We start from the raw sequence: 311 nt of genomic DNA, 5'->3' as shown, positions 1-311 counted from the left end.
GTAGAGAGCAGGCCAAAGTAATAGGCGTGGCGCTTATCCCAACCGTTAATCGCCCCTTGATTGAGGGATTTTTCATGATGAGTAATCAGCTTCTCGGCTGAGAAATACTGACGTTTACCGAGACCATCACAGCTTGGGCAAGCGCCATACGGATTGTTAAAACTGAACATGCGCGGCTCAAGCTCAGACACGGCGCGATCACAAACAGGGCAAGAATGCTTGGCTGACATGACTTGGTTTTCATCGCCGCCTTCTTTTGGATTGCCATCCATAAAGTGTAGCGTCACCAAACCTTGGCCTAAACGTAGAGC

At 49.5% G+C, this 311-nt stretch carries 1 pseudogene; it reads right to left on the bottom strand.

Annotated features, from left to right (window positions below):
- Positions 1–311 (bottom strand): annotated as a pseudogene (locus tag AAEZ03_RS26620) (excinuclease ABC subunit UvrA); the annotation flags it as partial.

Origin of the sequence: Pseudomonas sp. HY2-MNA-CIBAN-0224 (assembly GCF_040310285.1) — a bacterium.
GTDB classification, from domain to species: domain Bacteria; phylum Pseudomonadota; class Gammaproteobacteria; order Pseudomonadales; family Pseudomonadaceae; genus Aquipseudomonas; species Aquipseudomonas helleri.
Note: the sequence above shows the minus strand (reverse complement) of the source record. Positions and strands in the feature narration are given on the sequence as shown.